General features: G+C 38.4%; 22 protein-coding genes. 12 read left to right on the plus strand and 10 right to left on the minus strand.

Going from position 1 to position 18,546, the window contains the following annotated elements:
• Nucleotides 1-5 precede the first annotated feature (5 nt).
• From B4N43_RS15645 to B4N43_RS15675, 7 genes are all read right to left on the minus strand, one after another.
• On the minus strand, nt 6-422 hold the full coding sequence (locus B4N43_RS15645) for a hypothetical protein (protein WP_088159743.1): 417 nt from the start codon (nt 420-422) through the stop codon (nt 6-8).
• Nucleotides 423-486: 64 nt separating this feature from the next.
• On the minus strand, nt 487-870 hold the full coding sequence (locus B4N43_RS15650) for a hypothetical protein (RefSeq protein ID WP_088159744.1): 384 nt from the start codon (nt 868-870) through the stop codon (nt 487-489).
• Nucleotides 871-1,173: 303 nt separating this feature from the next.
• Nucleotides 1,174-1,542, minus strand: a complete 369-nt coding sequence (locus tag B4N43_RS15655) for a hypothetical protein (protein ID WP_286735538.1) — start codon at nt 1,540-1,542, stop codon at nt 1,174-1,176.
• A gap of 151 nt (nt 1,543-1,693) precedes the next feature.
• On the minus strand, nt 1,694-2,743 hold the full coding sequence (gene lpxK / locus B4N43_RS15660; RefSeq protein WP_286735539.1) for a tetraacyldisaccharide 4'-kinase: 1,050 nt from the start codon (nt 2,741-2,743) through the stop codon (nt 1,694-1,696).
• Entirely contained in the window at nt 2,740-3,210 is a 471-nt protein-coding gene (locus B4N43_RS15665) for a gliding motility lipoprotein GldH (RefSeq protein ID WP_145328248.1), read from the minus strand. Before B4N43_RS15665 ends, lpxK begins: the two co-directional genes overlap by 4 nt.
• A 52-nt stretch (nt 3,211-3,262) precedes the next feature.
• Entirely contained in the window at nt 3,263-4,639 is a 1,377-nt protein-coding gene (locus B4N43_RS15670; protein WP_208734247.1) for a PSP1 domain-containing protein, read from the minus strand.
• Nucleotides 4,640-4,645: 6 nt separating this feature from the next.
• Complete coding sequence (locus B4N43_RS15675; RefSeq protein ID WP_088159748.1) at nt 4,646-5,791, minus strand: ATP-binding protein; 1,146 nt, start codon at nt 5,789-5,791, stop codon at nt 4,646-4,648.
• 209 nt (nt 5,792-6,000) lie between these two features.
• Between B4N43_RS15675 and dnaN the strand changes: the two genes are divergently transcribed.
• The 9 genes from dnaN to B4N43_RS15720 all read left to right on the plus strand — a co-directional run bounded on the left by dnaN (nt 6,001) and on the right by B4N43_RS15720 (nt 13,207).
• The gene (gene dnaN, locus B4N43_RS15680) at nt 6,001-7,122 is read left to right on the plus strand and encodes a DNA polymerase III subunit beta (protein WP_088159749.1); all 1,122 of its coding nucleotides are present in this window, start codon (nt 6,001-6,003) and stop codon (nt 7,120-7,122) included.
• Nucleotides 7,123-7,135: 13 nt separating this feature from the next.
• Nucleotides 7,136-7,798 (plus strand): DedA family protein, encoded by a 663-nt coding sequence (locus B4N43_RS15685; RefSeq protein WP_075990435.1) that lies wholly within the window; start codon nt 7,136-7,138, stop codon nt 7,796-7,798.
• A 27-nt stretch (nt 7,799-7,825) separates the two neighbouring features.
• The gene (locus tag B4N43_RS15690) at nt 7,826-8,473 is read left to right on the plus strand and encodes a DedA family protein (protein ID WP_286735540.1); all 648 of its coding nucleotides are present in this window, start codon (nt 7,826-7,828) and stop codon (nt 8,471-8,473) included.
• 171 nt (nt 8,474-8,644) lie between these two features.
• The gene (locus tag B4N43_RS15695; RefSeq protein ID WP_088159751.1) at nt 8,645-9,217 is read left to right on the plus strand and encodes a CAP domain-containing protein; all 573 of its coding nucleotides are present in this window, start codon (nt 8,645-8,647) and stop codon (nt 9,215-9,217) included.
• Nucleotides 9,218-9,301: 84 nt separating this feature from the next.
• Nucleotides 9,302-10,177, plus strand: coding sequence for a YicC/YloC family endoribonuclease (locus B4N43_RS15700; protein WP_083663423.1), 876 nt, complete (start codon nt 9,302-9,304; stop codon nt 10,175-10,177).
• A 2-nt stretch (nt 10,178-10,179) separates the two neighbouring features.
• On the plus strand, nt 10,180-10,749 hold the full coding sequence (gmk, locus tag B4N43_RS15705) for a guanylate kinase (RefSeq protein ID WP_286735541.1): 570 nt from the start codon (nt 10,180-10,182) through the stop codon (nt 10,747-10,749).
• A 4-nt stretch (nt 10,750-10,753) separates the two neighbouring features.
• Nucleotides 10,754-11,329: a nicotinate (nicotinamide) nucleotide adenylyltransferase gene (gene nadD / locus B4N43_RS15710; RefSeq protein ID WP_075990440.1), complete on the plus strand. Its 576-nt coding sequence runs from the start codon at nt 10,754-10,756 to the stop codon at nt 11,327-11,329.
• A gap of 222 nt (nt 11,330-11,551) precedes the next feature.
• Complete coding sequence (locus B4N43_RS15715; RefSeq protein ID WP_286735542.1) at nt 11,552-12,307, plus strand: hypothetical protein; 756 nt, start codon at nt 11,552-11,554, stop codon at nt 12,305-12,307.
• Between the two features lie 60 nt (nt 12,308-12,367).
• Nucleotides 12,368-13,207 (plus strand): formylglycine-generating enzyme family protein, encoded by an 840-nt coding sequence (locus B4N43_RS15720; protein ID WP_088159753.1) that lies wholly within the window; start codon nt 12,368-12,370, stop codon nt 13,205-13,207.
• Nucleotides 13,208-13,233: 26 nt separating this feature from the next.
• Here B4N43_RS15720 and B4N43_RS15725 read toward each other — a convergent pair whose 3' ends face one another.
• From B4N43_RS15725 to kduI, 3 genes are read right to left on the minus strand one after another with little or no spacing between them, the layout of a single operon-like run.
• Entirely contained in the window at nt 13,234-13,998 is a 765-nt protein-coding gene (locus B4N43_RS15725) for an SDR family oxidoreductase (protein ID WP_172840746.1), read from the minus strand.
• 5 nt (nt 13,999-14,003) lie between these two features.
• Nucleotides 14,004-15,125, minus strand: a complete 1,122-nt coding sequence (locus B4N43_RS15730) for a DUF4861 family protein (RefSeq protein ID WP_286735543.1) — start codon at nt 15,123-15,125, stop codon at nt 14,004-14,006.
• 1 nt (nt 15,126) lies between these two features.
• Nucleotides 15,127-15,972, minus strand: a complete 846-nt coding sequence (kduI, locus tag B4N43_RS15735; RefSeq protein WP_120335649.1) for a 5-dehydro-4-deoxy-D-glucuronate isomerase — start codon at nt 15,970-15,972, stop codon at nt 15,127-15,129.
• Nucleotides 15,973-16,512: 540 nt separating this feature from the next.
• Here kduI and surE point away from each other — a divergent pair.
• The 3 genes from surE to B4N43_RS15750 are packed head-to-tail and all read left to right on the plus strand — an operon-like array spanning nt 16,513 to nt 18,481.
• Nucleotides 16,513-17,313 (plus strand): 5'/3'-nucleotidase SurE, encoded by an 801-nt coding sequence (gene surE, locus B4N43_RS15740; RefSeq protein WP_075990445.1) that lies wholly within the window; start codon nt 16,513-16,515, stop codon nt 17,311-17,313.
• A complete protein-coding gene (locus B4N43_RS15745) occupies nt 17,303-17,563 on the plus strand; it encodes a hypothetical protein (protein ID WP_075990446.1) in 261 nt (86 codons plus the stop codon). The genes surE and B4N43_RS15745 overlap by 11 nt, the downstream gene beginning before the upstream one ends.
• Before the next feature lie 48 nt (nt 17,564-17,611).
• A complete protein-coding gene (locus B4N43_RS15750) occupies nt 17,612-18,481 on the plus strand; it encodes a menaquinone biosynthesis family protein (RefSeq protein ID WP_088159757.1) in 870 nt (289 codons plus the stop codon).
• The last annotated feature ends 65 nt before the right edge of the window (nt 18,482-18,546 follow it).

An 18,546-nucleotide genomic window follows, 5' to 3' on the forward strand; every position in this document is an offset into this window, starting at 1 on the left:
AATGGTTATTGTTGTTGTTGATTGCTCTGTCCGTTACCGGATTCTTTTTGTTCTGTTGTTTCTTGCGTTGCGGGAATGTTTACCGGAGGTCGCTCAGTTACATATTTCTGATAAGCAACTTTTTGTTCATCTGTTAGCAACTGTGCTATTTTAGTATCTGATTCACCCTGTATTTTGGCAATATTCTCCTTTTTGACGTCAACCTTAGTCGTGGAGTCCTGAATGACAGCCGCTATAGCTTTTTCTTGATCCAATACGATTGTTGATACCGCAGTTTTCTGCTCGTCATTTAATGTCAGCTTTGTGACTAATTCAGTCACTACCTTTGTTGCATTTTCTTCCGGTGTTGTTTGTGCTTGTTGTGCAAATGTTAGGCCCATCGCTAGGAAGAAACCTATGCCTGCTAAAAATAACTTTTTCATGATGTTCAATTTTAGATGAAATTATTCAATGTTTTTCTGCTACCTAATTTTACTTTGTTGTCGATTATTGACCAGATTCAGTTTTCGTAGGCTCAGCTGCGGTCGGCACAGCTTTAGCTGGTCTTTCAGTTATGACTTTTTGATAAAGCGATTTCTGATCTTCGGTAAGTAATTGACTGACTTTGGTATCTACTTCAGTCTGTAGCTTATTAAGCGCTTCGCTTTTCGCTTGAGCAGAAGACCCAGTATCTTTTACTATTGTCTGTTCTGCTTTTACCTGATCCAATAGAATAGTTGATACTGCAGTTTTTTGCTCATCATTCAGATGCAGTTTCTGTACAAGTTCAGTCGTTGCTTTAGCAGCTGCATCTTCGGGACTACCCTGTTGTGCAAACGTTAGGCCCATCGCTAGAATGAATCCTATTCCTGTTAAAATTAGCTTTTTCATATCTATTGTATTTAAAAAGTTACAATTAAACGATCTTGCTATAAAAACTCGGAAAGGGGTATTTATATTGTATCAACTATGTTACTTTAACAAAGTTTTAACATTAACTGATTGTAATTCATTGTAATATGGATTTTTATATATGGTGTGAAATGCAAAAATTGATGATATCGCTGTTATTGCACAGTTAACAGGATCGATAAAGTTAGACGAACTTAATTGTGATGATAACGTCAGAATAAAACTGAACGTGAAATAAAAAAGGCCTTGTCAAAAAACAAGGCCTTTTCTAAGATAGCTTTATTAATTGTCGGAACGTTTAGACATTCTTTCTTTCATTTTTTCTTGTTGTTCGTCAAATAGCTTAGCTTGGTCTGGAGTAAGCCATGATTTGATTTTGGTTGTTTGTATTTCCTGATGCTGCTTAAATTTTTCCATACTCGCTTTTCGATCTCCACCATCATTTCGAAGAGCAGCCCGTTGTTGAGCCTGACTTAATGTAAGGTTATAGATCGAATCTTTTTGCGTTTGATTTAGGCTTAATAATTTGTCTAAATGCTCTACGCGCATTTTAGCTTGTTCTTCAGGACTACGTTGCTGACGTTGTTGGGCAAAAACTCCTGTAGCACTTAAAAATAGACAAGCTACTGCCATTAAAATTTTCTTTTTCATCTTTGTATAGTTTATATCATGAGTGCCGAATATCGGGTATACACTCAATTTGTTCATTATAGACAGAGCGAAAACTTTTGAGATTCTCTGTTTACATATAGAATATAAATTTGATGAAAAAGTTTAGTATAGCATCTGATCTTAACAAAATTTAAGGTTGATTAACACTTTGAGCCACTGCATTATATAGCCTTTCATGGAATATTTCCTGTTGGATAGGGTCGTGAAATTGAAGACCGATCGGCAGATAAGCCAAATCAATTGCAGTAAATTGCTGTTTAAAAGGTTTTAGTCGCTGAAAGTCCTTTTCAGTTGTCAATACGATCTTGTTGCTGCTCGCCAGATCGTGGTAAGATTTTGCAATTTGATTGATATCCGATTCAGTAAAAGAATGATGATCTTTAAAGGAAATGTGTTGGATTGAATTGGTTTTGTTTTGGAGATAATCTACTAAGGGTTGAGGTTTAGCAATACCCGTAACCAAAATAATATCTTTGCCTTTGACATCGATTAGATTTCCTTTACTATTGATGGGTTCAAGATAGTCGATATAGCTAAATACTATTAAAGCTTCTTTGTTATAATACCTGATTTTGTTTTCTATCCGTTTTTTTTGCTCATTAGAAAGATCAATAGGACATTTCGTAATCGTTATGATCTGTGCGCGTTTAGCCTCCATAAGGAGATCCCTAAAGTTTCCTGTGGGAAATACGAACATAGGGTGAGAAAATGATAAAAAATCAAATAATAATATATTGAAAAGAGGCGATAATTTTCGGTGTTGATAAGCGTCGTCCAGAATAATAAGTTGATGAGTTGACTGAAGTTTTTCAACTCCAGTACAACGATCCTCACAAACTGCAACAGTGACAGCCGGAAATTTATTTTTGAACTGTAAGGGCTCATCACCGACATCCATAGCTGATGAATCCGTTTGTACCAGATAAAACCCCTTGGTGCTGCGTCCATACCCCCGACTGAGTATTGCTGTTTTAAAGTGACCTTTAAGGCTGGATACCACAAATTCAGTCATTGGGCTTTTTCCTGTCCCACCAACGGCAAGATTTCCTATAACTACGGTTGGAATGTCAAAAGACCGCGATGGAAGCAGCTTAAGATCATATAATCGATTTCTTATCCACACCACAAGGGCATAGATGATGGTAAAAGGAAATAATAGATATCGTAATAAGCGTATCATTTTGGAACAATGGTTAACCCTACGTCTGTGATTTCTTTCAACGGATTTTCTTTCATGTTCTGTTCGATGGAAATCGTATAAATTCCTGTATCCGGAAATAGGTAATCTTTATGGATGATGGATTGATTGTTATACAAGCTGCCAGAGGATTTTCCAAGCCATTTTCCATCCGGTCTGGCCATTTTTATTTCTTTACGATAAGTATATTGTTTTTTATCTGGGCCTCGTTGGTAAATAAGTACAAAAAGATTGGAAAAAGCATATTCTGTTGTATGACGGACATCCATCAATACATCATATCGTTTGGTTTTGTCGCCGATATGAAATTGAAAACTAGGCGGTGATGTATTCAGCCAAGCTTTATTATCAATGGGTTTATTTTCATTTATGACAAAAGTTTGGTCACAAGAACACCCTATGCCAATACATAACAAACCAATAAGGAAGGGAGAGCTTTTGAGTTTCATGTTTATTTATAAAAAGAATATGCCTAATGGGTTAAAATTAGGCATATTTTTTTTATTCTGCTTTCGGTGCAGCATTGTTGTTATTACCTTTGTTTTTATTCCGATGGCGATTAAAACGCTTTTTGGGTCTGTTGTTAGATCCTTCTTTATTCTCTTTATTCGCGCTTGGAGCTCCAGCATCGGTCGAAATCTGAGGTTTAGCACTTTGTCTAGGTGTACTTTGTTCGGACTTCTCAGTTTTTTGTCCAGCCTTACTTTCAGGTTTGACAGTATTGCTTTTGGATTTTCTTTTTTTCTTTCTTTTATTCCGGTCATCAAGTCGAGTTAAGCTATCTTGTCCGACTACATTTTCGTAATCGTAATTGATATTTTTCTCTTCTCTGACTTCATCGTTATCTACTGCACTCGAAATTGCTTCCGGTTTGATCCCCTGCTTATTCATTTCGACAAACTCTTTGACTTGTTGAACGGGAATGGCGATCCAATTTTCAGCTCCAGGAAAAGAGAACCACATCATTTTCTTGAAAATATCGGTCTTTTGAAGATAAGCAACTCCTTTTAGCGTTTCGATGCGGTCGATATTATTCGGGATGTCTTTTAAAGCATCCATGTAACTATCTAATTCATAATTGAGACAGCATTTTAATTTTCCGCATTGTCCCGCTAGCTTTAACGTATTCAAAGAAAGATTTTGATAACGTGCTGCCGACGTGGATACTGTTTTGAAATCCGTTAGCCAGGTTGAACAGCAGAGTTCGCGACCACAGGAGCCGATTCCACCGAGACGGCTAGCTTCTTGTCGCATACCTATCTGGCGCATTTCAATGCGTATTCTGAAAGCTTCAGCCATTTTTTTGATAAGCTCACGGAAATCCACGCGGCCCTCAGCAGTGTAGTAGAAGGTAGCTTTGGTTTTATCGCCCTGGTAGTCAACATCAGAAATCTTCATGGACAAACCCAGGTCCAAAGCCAGTTTACGTGCTTTGTGCATAGTTTCCCATTCGAGATCTTTTGCTGCATTATACTTCTCTACATCCATTTCATTGGGCTTCCGATAGATTTTTTTAGTTACCGTTTCTGGGGTAACATTGTTCTTTTTTAATTGTAGTCTGACCAATTCACCCGTTAAGGAGACATGTCCGATATCATAGCCACCAGTAGAAGGTTCTACAACGACCATTTCCCCCATTTCAAGGTAGGTATTGTCTACATTAATAAAGAAATCTTTTCGTGATCCCTTGAATCGTACTTCGACGATATTAAATGGTTTATAGTTTGAAGGCATATCCATATCGGAAAGCCAGTCATATACATCTAATTTATTACATCCGCTAGTCATGCAAGAGCCATTGTTCTGACATCCTGCTGGTGTACCATTTGTCGTGGTAGTACCGCAACCTCCGCCGGATGAGCAACTGCCACATCCCATAGTTTTCTATATTATATATTGAGTTCCTTTCGGAAACGTTTTGTACTTGTATATTAATGTTAACTGCAAAGATAAATCTAAAAATAATATTTTGGGATTTGCATTTCTTTCTACAAAATAATGTGTTTCCTCAAATAGATTTATTGTTGCTTCAATTTGTTCAACGGTATAGTGTACGGCAAATTTTTGGACAAAATCCAATTCTTTGGCCGGTAAGAATACGAGACTGGAAAGCCCTTCTTTGATTAATATAATCTGACGCATCATATTAATTGCATAAAAAAGAAAGCTTTTTTGGTTTTCTCGCCCCATTTTTGAGAGCTCTTCTTCTACCAGGGAAATCATATTGGTTCCCGCATCTGAAACAATGAAACGTAACCAATTGACTAAAATGCCAAAATGATTATTTGTCTGCGCGTGCAATAGATTGGTTGCTTCCTGGAGATTTCCATCTGCAATAAAAGCAATCTCTGACGCCTCTTGATCCGAAAGTTGATGTACCGTTTTTAAGTATTGTGTTACCTCACTATGATCCAGTTTCTTTATTTTGACCAATTGCGTACGTGATATGATTGTATTTAATATTTTGTCCTGATTTTCTGCAACCAGAATAAAGAGCGTTTTTTCGGGTGGTTCTTCGATTAACTTTAACAGCGCATTGCCTTGTGTGTCCAGGTATTCGGGCAGCCACATAATTAAAACCTTATATTCAGCTTCGAAGGATTTGAGACTTAGTTTTTTGATGATACCATGCGCCTCGGCAATATTGATATTGACCTGTTTGTTGTCCGCATCCAATTGATTGCGCCAATACTCCAATCCCATGTACGGATTGGATAAAAAAGATTTTCGCCAGCTGTCCGCATAATCGGATGCCGTATCTTCCTTATGTTTGGCTATGAAAGGATAGGACATGTGGAGATCGGGATGGATCAGCTTATTATATTTTCGACAAGAGGGGCATTCGCCACAACTATCGGTTGACTGTCGGTTTTCACAATTCAAAAACTGTGCATAAGCATAGGCTAATGCAAGGCTACCAGAGCCCTCTGGACCAAGAAATAATTGCGCATGACTCACACGATTTTCATGAACCGTGCGAACTAAATGTTCTTTGATGTCTTTGTGCCCAATGATCTCTTTAAACTGCATACACTACTGCTATTATACAAATGTAATAAATATTGTGATTTATCGGGCCGAATTTGCTTTCTATACTTTTGGCGCTGTGCTTATTAATTGAAATACAATTGCTTATTTGAACGATCGAAATCTCTTTATGTGGAAAGAAAGCGGCCTATAAAACTGAAAAATATTGATTAATTTGTGTATTATTGCACATAATAATTAGTATTCAGGAAATGAGATTCATTGTATCAACATCAATTTTATTAAAGCAGTTACAAGCTATCAATGGCGCATCCAGTACAAGTACTGTTTTGCCTATCTTGGAAAACTTTCTTTTTGAAATAAAAGACAATAACTTGACTATTTCTGCTACGGATCTGCAAACTAGTATGGTTACTTCCTTACAGATCGAAGCAAAAGAAGAGGGAAGAGTAGCCATGCCTTCGAAGATTTTGATCGAGACATTAAAAACCTTACCAGATCAGCCAGTAGCATTTTCAGTAGATATGAATACCTTGGCTATTGAGATCAGTGCAGGTGATGGAAAATATAAATTGAGTGGAGAGAATGCCGACGATTTCCCTAAAATTCCCTCAATCGATAACGGGTCAGTTATTCAGATGCCAGCTCCTATTTTGTCAGAAGCGATCAGTAAAACAATCTTTGCTGTCAGTAACGACGAATTGAGACCTGCGATGTCCGGTGTTTTGGTGCAATTAGCTGAAAAGAATGTGACTTTTGTCTCTACCGATGCGCACAAGTTGGTGCGTTATTCGAGAACTGATATCGGTGCTGAAAAACCAGCATCACTTATTTTGCCGAAAAAGGCACTTTCATTGCTCAAATCGTCGCTACCATCCGATGATGTTACAGTATCGATAGAATATAATCAAACCAATGCGTTCTTTAGCTTTGGCAATATTAATTTGATCTGTCGTTTGATTGATGAACGTTACCCAGATTATGCTGCTGTAATCCCTCAAGTCAACCCTAACAAGTTAACTGTAGATCGATTATTGTTTTTAAATACCTTGAGACGTGTGGTGATTTTTGCTAATAAAACAACCCATCAGGTTCGTCTGAAGATCTCAGGAAGTGAATTGCATATCTCTGCAGAAGATTTAGATTTCTCTAATGAAGCGCATGAACGCTTGTCCTGTCAATTTGAAGGGGATGATATGGAAATCGGTTTTAACGCCAAATTCCTCGTGGAGATGTTAAATAACTTAGAGAGTGAAGAAGTTGTTTTGGAGATGAGTACGCCAAATCGTGCCGGTTTATTGATTCCGGCCGTATCTGAAGATCATGAAGATATTTTGATGTTGGTGATGCCTGTTATGTTAAACAACGCTTAATCTTCGTCAGGGTTTGGAACTAATTACGCATCTTATAGACTTTATTCTCCATATTGATAAACATTTGGTTGAAATAGTCAATGATTATCAGACTTGGACATACCTTATTCTGTTTCTTATTATTTTTGTAGAAACCGGAGTGGTTGTGATGCCTTTTTTACCAGGAGATTCTTTATTGTTCGCAGCGGGCATGCTAGCCGCACAACCAAATGATCTTAACGTATGGTTGATGATTCTCATTTTATTGGTAGCCGCGGTTTCTGGGGATTCCTTAAACTATGCTATTGGTAAGAATTTTGGTATGCGCCTAACGAAATTTAAGCTCTTTGGTAAGCAGGTAGTCAAAGATGAGCAAATTGCCAAGACTCATTCTTTTTATGAGAAATATGGCAGTAAAACAATCGTTATCGCTCGATTTGTACCTATCGTACGTACCTTGGCGCCTTTCGTTGGGGGGATTGGAAAGATGAATTATGGCACCTTCATTACGTATAATGTCGTAGGAGCTGTCTTGTGGGTGGGTGGTATAACCCTCGCAGGATACTTTTTAGGAAATATTCCGATTATCAGAGATAATTTCTCGAAGGTCGTATTGATCATTATTTTTATATCGATATTGCCAATAATCTTCGAGCTTATTAAAGAAAAGATAAAAACTAAAAAGGGAATCCAATAAGATTCCCTTTTTTTATAGATCAAAAAAATGGAAATCATTTCACAGTTTATTGATTTTATATTGCATATCGACCAGCATCTTTTGCAACTGATCAATAGTTATGAAAACTGGACTTATCTGATTTTGTTTTTAGTCATCTTTGCGGAGACAGGACTTGTTTTTACCCCATTTCTTCCTGGTGATTCAGTTTTATTTGCCCTGGGTGCGATAATTGCCCGCCCCGATTGTCCGCTTTCTTTACCACTATTTATGGTCATCTTAGTTTTCGCCGCTATTTCCGGGGATTTCGTGAATTATGAAATTGGTAAATATGTTGGAATACGTGTTTTTAAGCCAGGATCAAGGATATTTAAGCCGACTTACCTGCAAAAAACACAGGATTTTTATGCGAAACATGGAACGAGGACCATTATTTATGCGCGATTTGTGCCCATTGTTAGAACTTTTGCGCCATTTGTAGCCGGTATTGGTAAAATGCCGTACAGGATCTTTGGAAAATATAATTTAATTGGCGGTATATTATGGGTTTCATTGTTTATGCTTGCAGGTTATTTTTTTGGACAGCTGCCATTCTTTAAACATAATTTTTCCCTTGTTATTCTGGCCGTTATCTTTATTAGTCTAATACCCATGCTTATACAATTTCTGACTACAAATAAATCAAAAAAAGATTAAACGTTGCATACTAAATATGGTCTTTTAGGGTTAAAGGATTGATACGAAATATTCCTATTGAAAAAGTACAGGTACTGTGCCCGATTGTATTTTGGACGCGATAAAATTAAGTTAAGCTGGCAATATCATCTGGATATTTCGTAAGGTCATTGAAGAAGAGATTATTTACGTATGAACTATTTGGTTTTAGCATTTACCCTGCTTTTTACACAGTCTATTTTTGCCCAACGCGTGGTTGTCGATCATGGTCAAGCCATCGAGGCCTATGAGTTATTGAACAAAATTCGTACAAATCCCGAAAAGTATAAGAAGGAACTGAAGCTTTTTAATCTGCAGAAGATTAAACGAACCAAACTCAATTGGAACAAACAATTGGCCGAGGTTGCGGTTTATCGTGCAAAAGATATGGCTAAACGTTCTTATTTTGACCATGTCTCACCTGAGGGCTATGGACCTAATTATTTCATTGACGAGGCAGGATATCAGCTTAATCCGGCATGGCTGTCAAAACGAAATGCAAACAATTTTGAGTCCATTGCGGCCAACCGATCCGGTGCTACCGCTGGCATTAAGGCCTTAATTATTGGAAAGGAGGCTCCGGGTTATCATCATCGTACCCATTTATTGGGTATGGATCAGTGGAACGCTTCGCTATATGATATTGGGATTGGTTATGTTGAATGCAAAGGTGCCAAACCTTATGAAAGTTACTTAGTAGTTATCATCGCTAAACACGATTGGTAAATAAAAAGAAAGGTAATTTGGCGAGTATCAGCAATTAATCGATACAGTGTATTTAATTTTTACTGAAAAGTCATACCTTTGCATATGATAAAATCCATGACAGGATATGGCACAGCTTCCGCTGATAACGGTAAAGTTAAATATAGTGTCGAAATAAAGTCCTTAAATTCAAAATTCCTTGAATTAAATCTTCGTTTGCCCAAAGTTGTTTCGGACAAAGAATTAACCCTGCGTACTGAAAGTAGCAAACTTATTGAACGTGGTAAAGTTAACATGAATGTAACGGTTGAATACACGGATCAAACTGCGAAGGCGTCTTCCATTAATGCTGATTTACTCAAAAAATATTATAGTCAATTGCAGCAGATTGCTGTAGAGCTCAACGATACGAATGTCAACCTGTTTGAACTCGCATTAAATATGCCTGAGGTAATCACGAACAATGATGATTCGGTTGATGACGAGGAGTCTAAGGTATTGATGGATGCTTTTTATGATGCCGTCAAACGTTTTAATACATTTCGTGAAGATGAGGGAAATGTACTTGCTGGAGACTTAAAAAAGCGGGCTGAGCTTATTTTAGTTTACCTTGCTGAGGTAGAGGCTTTGGAAGTAGAACGTATACCTTTGATCAGACAGCGTATCGAGCAATTTTTGAATGATACGGTAGGTAAAGAAAATGTCGATCAAAATCGATTTGAGCAGGAACTTGTTTACTACATCGACAAATTGGATGTGACTGAGGAGAAAGTGAGATTGCGCGCCCATTGCAACTACTTTTTAAAAGCGTTTGATTCAGCCGATTCAAATGGTAAAAAATTAGGTTTTATTTCACAAGAAATGGGTAGAGAAATCAATACTCTTGGTTCTAAAGCCAATCATGCCGGAATCCAACAGATTGTGGTTAGAATGAAAGAAGAATTAGAAAAAATAAAAGAGCAATTGCTCAACGTATTATAAGGATGAGCGGTAAATTAATTATATTCTCGGCCCCATCAGGAGCGGGTAAAACAACAATAGTAAGAGATCTTTTAAGTAAACATGGCGATAAAATGGAGTTTTCCATTTCTGCGAGTACCCGTGACCCCAGAGGACAGGAAGTAGACGGAAAAGATTATTATTTTATGTCAAAGGAGGAGTTCCTACATAAGGTCGCTAAACAGGAGTTTATCGAGTTTGAAGAAGTATATTCAGGAACATTTTACGGTACTTTGCGTTCAGAAATTGAACGTATTTGGAAAGAAGGTAAACATGTTATATTTGATATCGATGTGGTTGGTGGACTACGTTTGAAATCAAAATTTCCAGAACAGGCAATTTCTATTTTCGTACAGCCACCTTCATTGGAGGTGCTTAAGGAGCGTTTGACAGGACGTGGAACGGATTCAGAAGAAAAATTGAAGGAACGTTTTGCCAAAGCTGAACTGGAACTTACCTATGCCAATAAATTTGATGTCATATTGAATAACTTTGATTTAGCTACTGCATGTGCCGAAGCTGAAGAAATTGTTATGGGATTTATCAATAAATAAGTCCATGCGAAAAATTGGTCTGTATTTTGGTTCTTTTAATCCGGTGCACATAGGACACCTGATCATCGCTAATTATATGGCCAGTTTCACTGAATTGGATGAAGTTTGGTTTGTGGTCTCTCCTCAAAATCCATTTAAGAAGAAATCTACATTGGCAGATCCCTATGATCGTCTGGAGATGTTAAATCTGGCTTTGGAGGGTGCTGAACACCTGCGGGTAACAGATATTGAATTCCATTTACCAATACCGTCATATACGATAGATACGCTCACCCATTTAAAAGCAAAATATCCCAATCGTGAATTTGTGCTCCTTATGGGAGAAGATAGTTTGGAATCTTTGGAAAAATGGAAAAATGCGGATATTATCTTACGCGACTACCAGATTTATGTCTATCCACGTCCTGGATATGATGGTGGAAAGCTTAAGGATCATCCTTCAATCACCATCACAGCTACACCATTGATGGAATTGTCTTCTACCTTTTTGCGAAAGGCAATCAAGGAAAATAAAAATATTCAATTTTTTGTACCGCAAAAGGTGATAGAGTTTATCGATAAAAAAGGTTTATATTCTTGATATAGACAAAAGTAAAAGAAATATAGTATCCCTGGGTTTTATTAAATCCGGGGATTTTTGTTAGGAGCAGAGGGTATTCATTAAAAAAAGGAATTATTGTATTTAGAAATCATTGCAATTAGGAAAAGGCAGATCGGGGCGAAAGGAAGTTCTATCTAATAAAGAGGAATAATTTTTGTAGCAGTAATTTCTTTATTTTTAAAAGATATTAAATCATACGATATGAAAAGGGGACTTTTATTTTTTATTTCTTTCCTGTGTTGGGCAGGTGTTTTTGCACAAACGAATCCGGAGGATGACGAGAGTCTTTTTATGGATCCTGCCGCTATCGAAGTGCGAAACAAAATGACCATCCCGCCCTATGGTTTGGACAAAGTAAAGGCGTTAATCGCAAAAATAATCCCCGAAGAAGATAAAGAAACGACCGATGCTGGAACAAATGCAATTTCGGCTACTGATTTTAAAAAGCTATCCCTGCGCGAAAAGTTTACCTATACCATGATTCACGCAGAACTATATGCACAGAATTGCGCTATACCTGAATACCAAACGCAGATCGACAAAAAAATCTTTGGTACCTTATTGGACGGTTTTAATGAGTCGTCCTGGTCGCAAAGACAGACCGATTTTTTGCAGGAGAATAGGGATTCAGTAATCAAACTTATCCAGGAATCTGTTATCCGAAGCAAACGGATGGGGGTAAATTATAAGCATGCCCTAGTGGAACTAAACGGTTGGCAAATGATTCCTTTTATTATTGATTATGCCAAGAAGACACCGAAAGACAAAGATGCCCTGACCTTATTGATGTTGCTGATGAAACGTGGTGAATATAGTGAATTTATAAAGTCTACGTCTTTTAAAAAGTTATATGGAGAAAATAGCAATTATTACTCCTATCTAAATTACAATAAAGAAAATGAGGCGCTGATCTTTAGTCGGGCACTTAAATATTACGATGAGAAAAAAAGCAAGTAGTGCAGTTGGATTTTTAGTATTCGAAACTTCAAATTTGTATTATAACAAACGGCAAGGAGAATGAGGAAATTACTCTATTTGATGGGATTGATTGTTTTACATCTCCAATGTGAAGCCCAAGCTGGAAACTATATCCAAATTCCGGCCGGAGACTATCATTTGGGTGATACAGGTAGCCTAGACAATCCCAAAAGAGTTGTAAAAGTTGAATCGTTTTGGATCGCTAAGTTTGAGCTGACAAATGCTGAATTTGAGAAATTTGTTCAAGCAACAGGCTATAAAACATTAGCAGAACGCTATCACAACGCCATGGTCTTTGAGCCTGGCTTGGCGGAGTTTCGTTGGCTACAGGATAGTACAGCCTATTGGCGCTTTCCGAATGGCGTAAGTCGTGGCGGCATTGAGGCTAAGATGGATCATCCTGTTACCTGCATTTCCTATAAGGATGTGCTAGCATATTGTACATGGGCAAACTGTAGATTGCCCTCTTTTGACGAATGGGAGGTGGCGGCAAGAGCGGGTAGCGAAGGTTATTATTTTGAAGGTTTCAGTAAGGAGAATATGGGTGAATATGCAAATGTATGGCATGGAAGAGATCATTTGAAAGCGGATTATTCCGATGGCTATCTGTATACTTCTCCTGTCGGAAAATTCAAACCCAATCCATGGGGGCTTTATGACATCTTTGGAAATGTCTTTGAATTTTGTACCGGAAAGCTTGAAAGAGATGGTGATCGCTCTATTGCCCATGCCCGAGGAGGCTCCTGGTGGTGTAGTAAAAATAGCTGTGCTGCTTTTAATACAGTCTATATAGGTTCAGTTAGTCCCAATGCATCTTTTAGTAATCTGGGGTTTAGAATTGTAAAAAAAGTCTTTACCCCTTCGGATAAAGACTCTTAAAACAAATTCATCGTAAAGGTTGATTGTTATCTTCCCATCCAGCCACCATCCACTGTAAGGATGGTTCCATGTACATAGTCAGACGCTTTTGAAGCGAGGAATACAGCTGGCCCCTTAAAATCTTCTGGGGTTCCCCAGCGACCTGCAGGTATACGGTCCAAAATGGACTTAGAGCGTTCAGGGTCGTCTCTAAGGGCCTCGGTATTATCCGTGGCAATATATCCTGGAGCAAATCCGTTTACGTTGACACCTTTGGAAGCCCACTCATTCGCAAAAGCCTTTACTAAAGATCCTACAGCACCTTTTGAAGCGGCATATCCCGGAACATTGATGCCACCTTGGAAAGTTAACAAAGATGCTGTAAATACGATCTTTCCAGTTCCACGTGAAATCATGTCCTTTCCAATTTCACGTGTTAATATAAATTGCGCATTTTGATTGATCTCGATAATTTCATCCCAATATTCATCTGGATGCTCGGCAGCAGGTTTACGAAGGATATTTCCAGCATTGTTAAACAGGATGTCAATCGTCGGATGCGCTGATTTTACTTTTTCGATAAATTTGTAAAGTTCTGTCCGTTTAGAGAAATCACACTGATAGGCATAGAAATTTTTGCCTAATGCTTTTACGGATTTTTCTACTGCAGAGCCTTCAGTTTCCAATGACGCTGAAACGCCGATAATATCTGCTCCGGCTTCAGCCAATGCTTCGGCAATTGCCTTGCCAATTCCTCTTTTGCAGCCTGTTACCAAGGCTACTTTCCCACTTAAGTCAAAAGATTGCAGTATGGACATTATTTTGAATATTTTATTGTTAACGGTTGATCTAAATTATTTTTAAATGTTTTTACATAAGACTGCCATTGCTCAAAACTACCTATTTTACCCGCTTTATTGAATGCAGCCCCCGCAAAATAAACCAGTGGTTTATCATTTTTGACGGTGGTTGCCAGTAAAAATTGTTTTGGACTATCTTTGAATACATATTTTACTTTTGGTAGGATAACCGCAGTTCCAGTAATTTTATCTCCTTCTGCAGGTTCCCAATACGCTAAAATGCCATTCTCTACATCATTTAGAATCTGAGGTTTTTCCTCTTTTCTTTTAGCGATCCCCACAACAATTGGTGTAGCGGCTGAAGTTGCATTTTTGATGGAATAGCTTATTTTGTTCAATTGACTCCCAGCATCTAAGGAAATGGTCTTTTCAACCTGTAGCTGCTGACCTTTTACATTCTCCGGTTCATAGATAAGTTTGAATGTGGAGCGTAGCGGACCGTTGTCCAATACCTCGTATTGGCGATAATGCTTATGGTAAACAACCTGTTCGTCAATAAAGGGGGTTGCATCACCAACACCCAAGGTTTGTCCGACGGAATAATAATCTAATCCTTTGCCATGATCGGCATGATAATCCCCGGTTTTATACCATTCGTCAACAACAAGGTCATTGCTACGTTTTGCCCAGAAGTCAAAACCCTGTGCGTCCTCAGAGCTACCTTCTAAAGCCTTTCCATAGGCTCTAAACGCTGCAATATCGTTTTCCCATGCAAAGTCATCTTTGCGTTCAGGGACGTATCTTGCATAGGTCTTGGAAGCAATAGTTGTGGGTTTATTCCCATTTACCCCGAAGGTTGTTGAACTTTTAGGAGCAACGGTTATTTGGATTAAAATATTTTGTGCCGTCGGTTTTCCTAGTTTTTCAAGTTGATAGGCCAGTTCCTTTTTGTCCTTATCCACAATCGTAAATACACTGTTTTTCAGGTCGAAGTGTTTCTCGAATGTTGTATAAGGGATGCTGATCAACTCTGTTCTTGCGCTAGCGGAAGAGTTGTTTACAGTAATGGTTTTGTTGTTCTGCGCAAAAGCAAGTGTTGAAAGTCCTAGCGCTAAACTCAATACGAGTGTTTTTTTCATATTACTTCAATTCTGTGATGGCACATTTGTCCATATCGTCATAATCTAAATTTTCACCCGCCATTCCCCATATAAAGGTATAATTGGAAGTTCCAGCTCCGGAGTGAATTGACCATGGTGGAGAAATTACAGCCTGATCGTTGTGCATCCAAATATGGCGGGTCTCATCGATGGGACCCATAAAATGTGATACCGCCTGTCCCTCGGGTAATTCAAAATAGAAATAGACTTCCATACGACGATCGTGGGTATGGGATGGCATTGTATTCCATACAGAGCCCGGTTTTAACTCGGTCATTCCCATCTGTAATTGGCAGGTTTGTACCACTTTGTTCAATAACATCTGGTTGATCGTACGGTGGTTAGCTGTTTCCAATGAACCCAATTCTATTTTATTTGCATCTTCTTTCGTTACCTTTTTAGTTGGGTAGCTGCAATGTGCAGGTGTAGAGTTTAAATAGAATTTTGCGGGCTGTGCGGCGTCCTTGCTTGAAAAATAAACCTCTTGAGCACCCTGTCCGATATAAAGGGCTTCTTTGGTATTGAGATCATAAGTAATGCCGTCAACTTCAACTTGACCGTTCCCACCGACATTGATAATACCCAACTCTCTTCTAGAAAGGAAGTAAGGTTCTTTCAATAACGCCGGGATGGTATCTAATTTGATTTTTGAGCTTACAGGCATTGCTCCACCAGCCATATAGCGATCATAGTGGGTATAGACAAAATTAATTTTGTCTGCTTCAAAAACTGTTTCAATTAGAAAATTCTCCCTTAACCCTTGTGTATCTAAAGTTTTGTATTCCTTTGGCCCTATTGCATAACGGGATTCAAAATTAATGCTCATAACTGAATTATTATCTTTGTTTGTCTGTTTGAATGCTAAATTTAGGGCTAATATTTGTCAATAACGACACAATCTTACGCAAACGATGTCGTAGTAATCGGTGGTAAATCACACCCCTACCAAATTGTACCGAATAACAATATTTAACCAATGTTTAGACAGTGATTAATCAGTATTTAGTCAGTCGTTACTGAGCAAGCACTGAACAAGCACTGAACGAGCACTGAACAAGCACTGTTAAAACATATAACTTGGTTACCATCTCATCTTCGTTTGCTGCACCTAAACTCATCGCTCTCTTGCAGCTTCCCTGTGTTCGTTTGCCCCCTGTTTCGACAGTCGCTTATGCTGTTTGCCATGTCCTAATGAGCGACCTTTACAGATAATAATTGCCTGTTGTGTCAATATTATTTACATCTCGGTTTCAGATTTACTAACTTCGTATATGGTAAAGAGGAAATCCTCATATTCTAAAAGCATAAACACAGATGGATTGAACTGGGGATTCCTGATGACCTTTAAAAAAGAAATTATTTACATATGAAACCCAATATTTTAGTTGTTAATGACGACGGTATCACAGCGCCGGGGATTAAGGTGCTATTGGAGGAGATGCAGAAAATCGGAAATGTAGTTGTCGTTGCTCCTGATTCGGCGCAATCTGGAATGGGGCATGCCATTACACTTGGTAGACCGCTACGTTTGGATAAAATTAATTTATATGAAGGGGTTGAAATGTATCAGTGTTCAGGAACACCGGTAGATTGTGTGAAACTTGCGGTGAATAAAGTTTTTAAAGGGCAAAAGCCAGATATATGCGTCTCGGGAATCAATCATGGGCTCAACAATTCAATCAATGTTTTGTATTCCGGTACGATGTCTGCTGCGGTAGAAGGGGCTATTGAAGGGATTCCTTCTGTTGGTTTTTCGCTCGATAACTTTTCCCATGATGCGGATTTTAGCTATTGCAGACCTTACGTGATTTCTATTGCCGAGCAGGTGCTGGCGAATGGTCTTCCTAAAAATACATTGCTGAATGTTAATTTTCCGCAAACAGCAGGTTTTAAAGGGATTAAAATTTGTAGACAGGCTGGAGGACATTGGGTAGAAGAATTTGATGAACGCATTGATCCGCACAATCGCGATTATTATTGGACAACGGGTAAATTTGTCTTGCAGGACAGGGGGGAAGATACCGATAGTTTTGCATTGGCCAATGGTTATGTATCTGTCGTTCCGACACAGTTCGATATGACGGCACATCACGCTATCCCAGAATTGAATTCATGGAGCTTTGATCATCTGGGAAATACAAGGGGAGACGATAAACGTGAAAAATAATCTCTGGATAGGATTGGGTATCGGTACTGTATCTCCAGTATTGGCTCATATTTTAGTACGTTTTACGGATCTTGAACTTCATTTTTTACCCGAGAAACCCATGGCTATCTATACCATAGCCGTATTGGTTAATTTAGTGCTTTTACGTTTTGCGTATCGATCGGGGAACGATCATCTCGGAAAAGGAATTATTGCCAGTACTTTCTTGGCAATGATACTTTACCTGATAACGCATAGAATTACGGTTTGATTAAAATTCATAAATCCCATCTGACGGATGGGAAAAATTTTGTACAACATGAAATTAACATTAGGATTTTCTCCATGTCCAAACGATACATTTATTTTTGATGCATTGATTCATCATAAGATAGATACCAAAGGACTGGATTTTGAGGTGGAATATCAAGATGTGGAGACCTTGAACTTGAAAGCTTTTCAAGGCGATCTTGACATCACCAAGCTGAGCTATCATGCCTTTGCCTACGCGGTTGAAGATTATGAACTGCTCGATGCAGGTAGTGCTTTAGGATTTGGTGTAGGGCCTATGCTGATTACGAAGGATCCGAAATTAGCGAAATTACTTCAGCAAAAATTAGAAAGAGCTGAGAGCCTGGAGGGATTCGATCAATTGAAAGTGGGGTATCCAGGAAAGTATACAACCGCTAACTTTTTATTAAGCTTGGCATTCCCCGAATTAAAAAATAAAGTGGAACTTGTTTTTTCGGATATTGAGGGAGCCTTACTTGATGGATCCATTGATTTGGGATTGATTATTCATGAAAATAGGTTCACTTATGCTGAAAAAGGACTGCATAAAGTCGTGGATCTGGGCGAGTACTGGGAGAAGACGACAAAATTTCCGATTCCTCTTGGAGGAATTGTCGTAAAACGTAGTTTGCCACAAGAGGTGAAGGATACGTTGAATACAATTTTAAAGGAAAGTGTAGAATTCGCATTTGCCAATCCGAAATCTGGACTTGAATTTATTCGTGCGCATGCACAGGAAATGAGTGAAGAGGTGATGTACAAGCATATTGAACTTTATGTCAATAAATATTCAGTAGAGCTGGGGCTTGAAGGACGTGATGCGATTACGAAGATGTTTGAAAAGGCTCAGGAACTGGGATTCATTCCGCAATCAGACCAAAAGTTGTTTTTATCATAATCAGCTGACGGTTTAGAAGCATATATTAAACAGAAAAACTTCACGTAAAGATAGCGTAATAGGGG

It is taken from the genome of Sphingobacterium sp. UBA1897 (assembly GCF_002337775.1).
GTDB classification, from domain to species: Bacteria; Bacteroidota; Bacteroidia; order Sphingobacteriales; family Sphingobacteriaceae; genus Sphingobacterium; species Sphingobacterium siyangense.

What these genes read in the sequence shown, in the direction of transcription:
- B4N43_RS15645 (WP_088159743.1), bottom strand. Translation starts at nt 422, where the DNA reads ATGAAAAAGTTATTTTTAGCAGGCATAGGTTTCTTCCTAGCGATGGGC.
- B4N43_RS15650 (WP_088159744.1), bottom strand. Translation starts at nt 870, where the DNA reads ATGAAAAAGCTAATTTTAACAGGAATAGGATTCATTCTAGCGATGGGC.
- B4N43_RS15655 (WP_286735538.1), bottom strand. Translation starts at nt 1,542, where the DNA reads ATGAAAAAGAAAATTTTAATGGCAGTAGCTTGTCTATTTTTAAGTGCT.
- lpxK (WP_286735539.1), bottom strand. Translation starts at nt 2,743, where the DNA reads ATGATACGCTTATTACGATATCTATTATTTCCTTTTACCATCATCTAT.
- B4N43_RS15665 (WP_145328248.1), bottom strand. Translation starts at nt 3,210, where the DNA reads ATGAAACTCAAAAGCTCTCCCTTCCTTATTGGTTTGTTATGTATTGGC.
- B4N43_RS15670 (WP_208734247.1), bottom strand. Translation starts at nt 4,639, where the DNA reads ATGGGATGTGGCAGTTGCTCATCCGGCGGAGGTTGCGGTACTACCACG.
- B4N43_RS15675 (WP_088159748.1), bottom strand. Translation starts at nt 5,791, where the DNA reads ATGCAGTTTAAAGAGATCATTGGGCACAAAGACATCAAAGAACATTTA.
- dnaN (WP_088159749.1), top strand. Translation starts at nt 6,001, where the DNA reads ATGAGATTCATTGTATCAACATCAATTTTATTAAAGCAGTTACAAGCT.
- B4N43_RS15690 (WP_286735540.1), top strand. Translation starts at nt 7,826, where the DNA reads ATGGAAATCATTTCACAGTTTATTGATTTTATATTGCATATCGACCAG.
- B4N43_RS15695 (WP_088159751.1), top strand. Translation starts at nt 8,645, where the DNA reads ATGAACTATTTGGTTTTAGCATTTACCCTGCTTTTTACACAGTCTATT.
- B4N43_RS15700 (WP_083663423.1), top strand. Translation starts at nt 9,302, where the DNA reads ATGATAAAATCCATGACAGGATATGGCACAGCTTCCGCTGATAACGGT.
- gmk (WP_286735541.1), top strand. Translation starts at nt 10,180, where the DNA reads ATGAGCGGTAAATTAATTATATTCTCGGCCCCATCAGGAGCGGGTAAA.
- nadD (WP_075990440.1), top strand. Translation starts at nt 10,754, where the DNA reads ATGCGAAAAATTGGTCTGTATTTTGGTTCTTTTAATCCGGTGCACATA.
- B4N43_RS15715 (WP_286735542.1), top strand. Translation starts at nt 11,552, where the DNA reads ATGAAAAGGGGACTTTTATTTTTTATTTCTTTCCTGTGTTGGGCAGGT.
- B4N43_RS15720 (WP_088159753.1), top strand. Translation starts at nt 12,368, where the DNA reads ATGAGGAAATTACTCTATTTGATGGGATTGATTGTTTTACATCTCCAA.
- B4N43_RS15730 (WP_286735543.1), bottom strand. Translation starts at nt 15,125, where the DNA reads ATGAAAAAAACACTCGTATTGAGTTTAGCGCTAGGACTTTCAACACTT.
- kduI (WP_120335649.1), bottom strand. Translation starts at nt 15,972, where the DNA reads ATGAGCATTAATTTTGAATCCCGTTATGCAATAGGGCCAAAGGAATAC.
- surE (WP_075990445.1), top strand. Translation starts at nt 16,513, where the DNA reads ATGAAACCCAATATTTTAGTTGTTAATGACGACGGTATCACAGCGCCG.
- B4N43_RS15750 (WP_088159757.1), top strand. Translation starts at nt 17,612, where the DNA reads ATGAAATTAACATTAGGATTTTCTCCATGTCCAAACGATACATTTATT.